This is a genomic window from Pelatocladus sp., from assembly GCF_059505505.1.
Map to the genome: position 1 here is coordinate 41,161 of NZ_JCACKS010000213.1, position 9,520 is coordinate 50,680.

Consider the following 9,520-nt stretch of genomic DNA (forward strand, 5'->3'; position numbering starts at 1 on the left):
TTTGCCAGACAACTTGAGAAAATTTACACATCGCGTTAGTCTTCTTTAATTGTGACTGCACACTGTCAACTCAGGCGATGACAAATCAACCCTCCCCGCAAATTCCCTCCTGTACTTGGAATCGTCCCATTGGTTTAGGCTGGGATCAACCTTACACTGTTCGCTACGCTAGTAATATTGATGATGGGCCTTGGCACGGAATGCCTTTAGGTGGCTTTGGTGCAGGTTGTATCGGTCGTTCTTCGCGAGGAGATTTTAATTTGTGGCACATTGACGGCGGCGAACATGTGTTTCAAGCGATCGCCCCTTGTCAATTTAGCGTGTTTGAATCTGATGGTACTAATTCCCAAGCCTATGCTTTATGTACACAGCCACCAGAGGATGGTAGCTTGGCTACATGGCAGTGGTATCCAACAATTAAAAATGAAAAATCAAAAATTACTGGAACCTATCATGCCCTTTATCCTCGCAGTTGGTTCGTTTATGAAAACGTATATAAAGCTCAGTTAACCTGTGAACAATTTTCTCCGATCTGGGCAAATAATTATCAAGAAACCAGCTACCCTGTAGCAGTGTTTGTCTGGACTGCACACAATCCGACTAACGCACCTATTACTTTAAGTATTATGCTCACTTGGCAAAATATGGTAGGCTGGTTTACCAATGCTTTGAAATCCCCCCAAGTACGGATGCGGGATGATGGTAGTCCAGTTTACGAGTATCAGCCGCGTTGGGGCGAAAGTAAAGATAATTTTAATCAAGTAGTTGAAAATACTGAATATATTGGTTGTGTGATGGGTCGTGTTGGTATTAACGAACCTATCCAAGAGGGAGAAGGGCAGTGGTGCATTGCTACCCGTAAACATCCCAAACTCGAAACTTTTTACCATAGTCGTTGGCAGCCTACAGGCAGTGGTGAGGATGTATGGCAAAGCTTTGCTCAAGATGGATCGTTACCAAATTATCTAGACAATTCCTCAGCTGTTGAGGATGAACAGATTGCAGCTGCTCTTGCGATACGCTTCACTTTGCTACCAGGAGAAACAGTGGAGATTCCTTTGGTTGTCAGTTGGGATTTTCCGGTAACAGAATTTGCTGCTGGCATCAATTATAACCGCAGATATACAGACTTTTTTGGTAATAACGGTCAGAATGCGTGGGCGATCGCATCAACAGCACTACAACAATACCAAGCTTGGCAAGCGCAGATCCAAGTATGGCAACAACCCATTCTTGAGCGTACAGATTTGCCAGACTGGTTTAAGATGGCTTTATTTAATGAGCTTTATGACCTGACTGCTGGTGGTACTCTCTGGAGTGCAGCAACTGAGTATGATCCCATTGGTCAGTTTGCCGTGCTGGAGTGCCTAGACTACCGTTGGTATGAAAGTTTAGATGTGCGGCTTTATGGCTCTTTTGCTCTGTTGATGCTGTTCCCAGAATTGGAAAAGGCGGTAATACGTGCTTTTGCACGAGCTATTCCCATGAACGATACTAATACTCGTGTAATTGGTTACTATTATACTATCGGTGCAGAAAGTCCTTTTGCTGTCCGTAAAGTTTCAGGAGCAACACCTCATGATTTAGGCGCACCGAATGAACACGTTTGGGAGAAGACAAATTATACTAGCTACCAAGATTGCAACTTGTGGAAGGATTTAGGTTGCGACTTTGTTTTACAAGTATACCGCGATTTTCTATTCACTGGTGCTGACGATATCAAATTTTTAACAGATTGCTGGAATGCCATTGTAGAAACCCTCAACTATCTAAAAACTTTAGACATAGATCAAGACGGAATTCCGGAAAATTCTGGTGCGCCTGATCAAACTTTTGATGACTGGCGACTACAAGGAGTTAGTGCTTATTGCGGTGGATTATGGTTGGCGGCGTTAGAAGCTGCGATCGCAATTTGTGATGTTTTGATAACAACCCGCAGAGAGCTAGACAACACCCAGGAGATAGAAAAGCAAAAATCGATTTACGAAACTTGGTTACAACAATCTCGCCCCATTTATGAAGAAAAACTCTGGAATGGCCAATATTATCGACTAGATAGCGAAAGTGGTTCGGATGTGGTAATGGCGGATCAATTGTGTGGACAGTTCTACGCTCGTTTGTTGGGATTGCCTGATATCGTACAACGCGATCGCGCTTTGTCTGCATTGCGAACTGTCTACAACGCTTGTTTTGTGAAGTTTCAGAATGGTCAGTTTGGTGCTGCTAATGGTCTTCGTCCTGATGGTTCACCAGAAAACCCCAAAGCTACCCATCCCTTGGAAGTCTGGACAGGGATCAACTTTGGTTTAGCGGCTTTTATGGTGCAGATGAATATGAAAGACGAAGCTATGAAGTTGACAGAAGCTGTAGTTCGGCAAGTTTATGAAAATGGATTACAATTTCGCACACCAGAAGCGATCACTGCTGTCGGTACTTTCCGCGCTAGTACCTATCTACGCGCGATGGCTATTTGGGGAATTTATTTAGAGACGGGATTAATTGCGTCTGTACAATTGTCGGATTAATAGCGTCTCTATTGTCATTGGTTATTTGTCAATAAGCAAGAGTTAAACCTCAACGCTCTAACCTCAAGGCTTAATAGACCTCTTGCAAAAATATTTTTACCCCACCCTAACCCTAAGCGTAAACGGGGAGGGAACTAAATCTTCCCCCCGTGAACGGGGGGATTGAGGGGGGTTCATTCGACTTTTGCAAGAGGTCTAATGTTCCAACTTTAAGGCTTAATGTTCCAACCTCAAGGCTTAATGTTCCAACTTTAAGGCTTAATGTTCCAACTTTAAGGCTTAATGTTCCAACCTCAAGGCTTGATGTTCCAACCTTAAGGCTTAATGTTCCAACTTTAAGGCTTAATGTTCCAACCTCAAGGCTTGATGTTCCAACCTTAAGGCTTAATGTTCAAATTTCAAAGCGATTTCTTCTCTGTTGTCTTCTTTGTCTCCTGTGTCCCCAATCTCTGACCCCTGATCTCCTGATTCCCATCTTTAATTTAATCATTAAGATAAAAAATCCGGTTTTCATCTTAATTGCTTGTAATGGACTAATATGAATTCTCCAAATAAATGCAACAAACCTATGGATGCATGACTATTTGCTCAGACGACTATTTATTGCATTCTCCCGGAGAAATGGTAATACAATAGTTTCTCTGCATATTGTCACAGATCCAAGACATTAAGCCCTAAAGATAAAGTCAAAGGGGCGATTCATGCTGATAATTCAGATCGTTCTGAATTTTGTTAACTCAGAGCCAGAGTTGGTTGTTTACAGCATTTAATTTTGAACTGTAGCCTTTGCAACAATGAAGACCGCGATGAGCAAATTTGTGTTACATCGGTAAAACTTTGGTAAATTGCCAAAATATCTTGACTAAATTTATCAAAATTCTATAACAATACCTAAAAAGAGGTGCTTAATAACTAACAAAAAACTAAATAATGTTTTGTTAGTGACAAGTTTTTGACAAACTATCGTTCTTAAAAAACAAAGGAAAGTGATTAAGTGATGAAAAATACAAAAAATCGAGCTTGGCGAAGGCTCAAACTGTCGTTATGAAAGCCAAGCCACTGAGATTGACTGCCTCAACGGTAATTCTATCAGCTTACCCAAGCATCAGAGATTAAATCATGAACTCGTATTCGTCGTTACGGGGTCAGGGAGAGTCTATTGATACTAAGGAACAGCACTTTCCCAATCCAAAGGATACTATCCTCAAGCTTTTAAGGATAGCTACAGAAGATACAACCCTCGCATCCGACTTTGCTCAAGTTTGGGTTTTGCGCGAGTTTCAATTAGGGGATGATTTGGCTAGTTATGCGATCGCTAGACAAACAGAAAATAATCATGATTTTCTTTTCTTAGTTTGCCAAGGTCGAGTCCGGTTACTAGGATTTGATCCAAAGTTGGAACGAGAGGTATCTACTCAGTTGCTACTAGCACAGCAAACCTTTGGAGTAGACTACTTATTCCATTGTCAGCCTTTAGCTTATCGAGCAGTTGCAGCTAGTGATGGTTTGCTGGCATCTATACACATAGATGATCTCAAAGAGTGGTTACAACAACTACCTAATTTGAAAAGCTATTTGCAAAAAATAACTTGCGATCGCCAAACTTTAATTTTTTTCAAAATTGCCACAGAATTACGTTCGCATACTAGCCATTCTTTGCGACAGCTTTTACCATACTTGGAACAAACCAAGGTCAGTGCTGGCTCAACCCTTGTGCAAGCAACCCCCCCATCTAAGGGACGCTTTTGGTTGATGTGTGGAAAAATTGTTAGTCCCACGCCAGAAAATCAGCCACCACAAGTAGGAGAAGGCTGGGGATACCCCGATCTCACAATCCCAGGCTGGATTGCCAAAACGGATTTGCTATTATATCACCTACCTCAACAAATTGCACAAGGGGATTGGGGACAAGGGATCGGGGACAAGGGATCGGGGACAAGGGATCGGAGACACGGGGGACACGGGGACGCGGAGATACATAGACACCGGGATACACAGACACCGGGATACACAGACACAGACGCGGATAAACGACGGGAACAGGAAGATGATGCGACTAGTGTTTCTGTTGCTGTGTCTTCTGAAAATACCTATGCAGAGATGAATTTTCAGCAACCGAGAAGCCAGCATTGGTCAGTAAGTAAGCTGTGGCGTCGCTATCCTTTTATCCAACAGCATAGTTCCTCTGATTGTGGTGCGGCGTGTCTGGCGATGATTAGCCTCTACTGGGGTAAGCGTTTTAGCCTGAATAGATTGCGAAACCTAGCGCAGACAGACCGTCTGGGTGCTTCTCTTTCGGCTTTGGCAGATGCAGCAGAAACCCTGGGTTATGATGCTTTACCAGTTAGGGCTTCTTTGAGTAAATTAGAATTGCAGCCTAACCCTTGGATTGCTCATTGGCAAGGGATTCACTACGTGGTTGTTTGGCGAATCAAAGGCGATCGCGTATTGATTTGTGATCCAGCAATTGGTAAGCGATCGCTTCTGCGCGAAGAGTTTGAAACTAACTGGACAGGATACGCCTTAGTTTTATTTCCAACTAAACACTTAAACGCTCAAAAGAACAAAAAAGTTTCCTTGGGAGAATTTTGGCACGCTTTTTGTCATCATCGGGAATTACTTGGGCAAATTGTTCTAGCTTCAGTGCTGTTAACAGTGTTTAGTCTGGCTGCACCCCTGATTACTCAGGTTGTACTTGACCAAGTTCTACCATATAAAAGTTCTCTCACCCTGAATATATTCACCTTCGGGTTTCTATTTTTTGGCATCTGGCGGATTATCGTCCAAGCAGTGCGTCAATATCTGCTGGACTATTTTTCCAACCGTATGGATTTGACGCTACTGGGGAGTTTTATCAGTTATACCCTGCGTTTACCATTGCAGTTTTTTGCATCCCGTCAGCCAGGAGACATTATTACTCGGATTCAAGAAAATCGCAAAATTCAAGTATTTTTCACCAAAAAAGCGGTTAGCACTACCCTAGATGCGCTGATGGTGATTGTTTTCCTGGGATTAATGGCGTATTACAACTTAAGCCTGACTCTGATTGTCTTGATTATGATTCTACCGATTGTGATTGTGACTGCTGCAACTAGTCCACTTCTCAAAAATGCTTCACGAGAACTCTATCAAAAATCGGCATTGCAATATTCCACAATCAGAGAAATTATTACTGGTGTAGCTACTGTTAAAATAACTGCTGCTGAACGTCCAATGCGTTGGCGTTGGGAGGAAAGTTTTACCAACACCGTCCAAACAAGATTTCGGGGTCAAAAACTGGCTAATAATTTACAGTTAGCAACTAGTTTGATTAATCATCTGGGAATCACATTTTTACTATGGTATGGGGCAACCCTGGTCATAAGCAACCAGATGTCAATTGGTCAATTTGTTGCTTTTAATATGCTAATTGGTAGTACGATCAACCCTGTTTTAGCACTGGTGAAATTGTGGGATGAGTTGCAAGAGGTATTGATTTGTGCTGAACGTTTAGATGATGTCCTAACTACCCAACCAGAAGAACATACCCAAAAACCGCAAATAGTGTTACCTCAAGTTCGGGGTGATATACAGTTTGAAGGAGTTTGTTTTCGTCACAATACCAATGCAGAACAGGACACCTTGCACAATATTTCCTTTCACATCAAAGCAGGGCAAATTGTAGGGGTTGTTGGTACTCATGGTGCTGGTAAAAGTACCTTAGTTAATTTACTGGCTGGTTTATATCGTCCCAGTAGCGGACGTATTTTAATTGATGGTTACAATATTGCTGATGTTTCTCCCCAATCGTTACGTAGTCAATTAGGGGTAGTACCGCAAGATATTTTTCTTTTTGCTGGCAGCATTTTAGAAAATATCACAATGTTTAATTCAGAGATTTCACCGGAAGAAGCGATCGCCGTCGCGAAAGTATTAGAAGCACATAGCTTTATCCAAGCACTACCTCTAGGTTACAACACCCGTGTCGGTGAGGGAGGAATGATGCTGACTTGTGAACAACGCCAAAAAATTGCGATCGCCCGCGCCTTAGTCAAAAATCCACGTATTCTAATTCTAGATGAAGCTACTAGTTGTTTAGATAACGCCTTTGAACACCAATTTCAACAAAATCTTGCTCGCTTCCATCACTCCAGCAACATTCCTATTCATCAAACACGTACCATTTTCTTGATTGCCAATAATCTTTCGACTATTCGCCATGCTGATCATATTCTGGTTTTAGACCGAGGTATCCTTATCGAACAGGGAAATCATCAAGAATTAATGACAACTCAGGGTCTTGATTACCACTTAGCTCAACAACAATTGCATTTGTGATCGCACTTATATCAATCAGTTGTAGTGCATAAAGGATGCAAATCATTTTTGAAGATACTTAGGAATATAAATTGTGACTCATTTTATTTGCAGTCGCAGCATTTCATAACTTCCTACAAGCGTTAACCGCTACTTTTGCTCTGCCAAAAAACTTCTTGTGACGATTTTACCGGATTACGCAAGTATTATTTTAAGTCCTTCAAAAATCATACCATAAAACTGTAAAATCCACAACTATTCATCAGAGCATTGCGTTTATTTTCAAGCAAAATTAACAACAGTTTCACCGTAAATTTGCAATAAAATGCTAATCTGGAAGTCTGGCTAGATAAGCTTTTAGCTGGAAATGCAAACAATATTATCTAGCAATAAAAGTAAAAAGCATTATCAATTTTACTGTCACGTAAACATGGATGACATCACACATGCGTATTTATATTTATCGATAACTTATCAATAAAGTACATAATGAATTTCCCGATAATTGAAAAAAAATACAAGCAACAAATTAATAGTAGGTGAGGGGCGAAACCCCTACTGTATTTAACACTAGTGGACAAAATCTGATTTGTATAATAATTATTTAAATAGGAAAGCAAATTAACTACATTGAACAAAAAAATGAAAAATCGGCAGATGACATTCATGGAAAAAAATAGTATAAGTACGAATGTTGCCCTTGAACATCAAGAATAAATATTTTTTCATTGCTCTTGTAGAAAAACGGCAGTATTACTTAAAAAACTTCTAATTTTTGGTGTAAATCACTACATAAAAAAGCCAGGGGAAAGTAATTAAATTAGGAGTAAGCCAAATATTTAAGAGGGCAAAACTGCATCTACCAAGAGCCAAACGGAGACTTATTTCATACCCGTCAACAAAGATGACCCAAGGTAAATTTTTGCCTCAGTCATTGCCTTATCAAACCTAAAACTCATACATAGTCAGGTTTCCGATTTTAGGTCAGCTCATGGACAGAATCATCAGGTTAAATGCAGTCGAAGCCTCAAGCCAATCAGGAAGTTTAGAAATTCACTTACAGGACGTGCATCCCTGTTACGCTTTAACTCCTGAAATAGCATCAATCTATGGGGGTAGTGTCGCTTCAGTAGAAGCGGTTTTATCAAAACTACCTACAAATATCCAAACCGCAAGAACCAAAACTTTCCAGACAGGAATTACAAATACAAGTAATTACTCTAGATCTTTGCAAAAAGTATTAGAACAGCAGCCTTCTATTGTTCCTCACCTGATTTTGTTAGGCGGTCTAGCTTTTTTTGCAACTGTATTCACTTGGGCTTGTACTGGAAAGATACAACAAGTCACCCAAGTTCAAGGAAAATTTGCATCATCACAACAGCTTGCTAAACTTCAACCACCGCGAAAATCTCTTTATGAACCTGTAGATGGGGTTGTGTCCTCCTTAAATAACCGTAGTACTGGTGAGGAAGTTAAACCCAAGCAAATCATCGCTGAAATTACTCCAACCGATGCATCTCCAGTTTTATTGACTATACAACCCTCCCAAAAAACAGCCTTTGTTGAAAAAGGAGATCTAGTAGAAATCAAGCTCAATGTTGACTCTCAACGTCTAGAACTTGAAAAGGCTGGTCAAAGGGATAGAAATGACAATATCCTCTCAGGAAGGGTTGTATCAGTCTCCAGCGATGGCCAAACAGATAAGAAATCAAGTTGGGTTCATCGCTTGGAAATAGCCTTGGATGGCAATAATTCAACCATCAAATTCACGGATGGACAAGTAGTTACAGCCAAAATCATTCACAATCGCCGTGTTGCTGAGATGTTCCTTAGACCAATTAAGGAATTGCATAACAGCGAAAACGATTTCTAAATTTTGATTGGGTCACTCTTCACTACAACAACTAACAGACTTATTTACTTTATCTAGGACAACAGCACCATGAACCAAAACATATCTAGCGCTACTAGCAACTTCGAGAAAACTCTTAACCCAGAACAATTTGATCAGTTAGTTGAAGCGATTCTTGCAGGTAAGTATTCTTGGGCTTGTGTTTTAATACTACGGTTTGCTGGCTACAATCCTTTGCATTATATTCCTTACCGCACCTACAACCGATTGATCAAAGAAAACTCACAACTCAAAAGAGTTAACCAACAGCGCAACGACAATCTCAAAATCGCTAAACTACCCTCTGAGAAAAAATCTGATAGCAATCCCTCACAAAGCTGCTTAAGCAAAATTAAGGATCTTGCCTATCTGGAGGTAGTTGGTAAGCAAAAAAGAGAAATTCGTGGTGGTCATCAAGATCAGTGGCTAGCAACTCAAGTTCACGAATATCAATCAATTCAAGCGGAAATCAGACCAGAGAATACTCAAGATTTATCATTCCAATACTGTGAAGCTAACTAAACTATCTCTTGAGTCGAGAAATTCAGAAATACACCTGGTTGAGTTTTGTATCAGCTGCCATGCTAGTTAAAAAGCTATGCTATGGCAGGCTGAATCAGTTATCAGTGAACAGATTTAAAGTTATCTGGTGCTATTAGATTTATTTAGGTAGAAAATACTAATTTGTACTTTTTTCAATCCCCTAATTTTAGTTATGGGGATTCACTGATAACATTTAGGATTGCGATACTAACCAAACAAGGCAAAAGTCACTCATTCAAAAGGCACTTCCTAAGAAAAAGTGCTG

Annotated in this window: 4 protein-coding genes; all 4 read left to right on the top strand. The window is 40.5% G+C overall.

The annotated features are described in order from the left end of the window. Positions 1 to 77 precede the first annotated feature (77 nt). Positions 78 to 2,525, top strand: coding sequence for a GH116 family glycosyl hydrolase (locus tag AC5JMK_RS18695; RefSeq protein WP_495910779.1), 2,448 nt, complete (start codon positions 78 to 80; stop codon positions 2,523 to 2,525). A 1,119-nt stretch (positions 2,526 to 3,644) separates the two neighbouring features. After that, positions 3,645 to 6,842, top strand: coding sequence for a cysteine peptidase family C39 domain-containing protein (locus AC5JMK_RS18700; protein WP_495910780.1), 3,198 nt, complete (start codon positions 3,645 to 3,647; stop codon positions 6,840 to 6,842). 970 nt (positions 6,843 to 7,812) lie between these two features. After that, entirely contained in the window at positions 7,813 to 8,694 is an 882-nt protein-coding gene (locus AC5JMK_RS18705) for an HlyD family secretion protein (RefSeq protein WP_096676463.1), read from the top strand. 69 nt (positions 8,695 to 8,763) lie between these two features. Next, positions 8,764 to 9,234: a HetP family heterocyst commitment protein gene (locus AC5JMK_RS18710; protein ID WP_096676462.1), complete on the top strand. Its 471-nt coding sequence runs from the start codon at positions 8,764 to 8,766 to the stop codon at positions 9,232 to 9,234. Positions 9,235 to 9,520 lie beyond the last annotated feature (286 nt).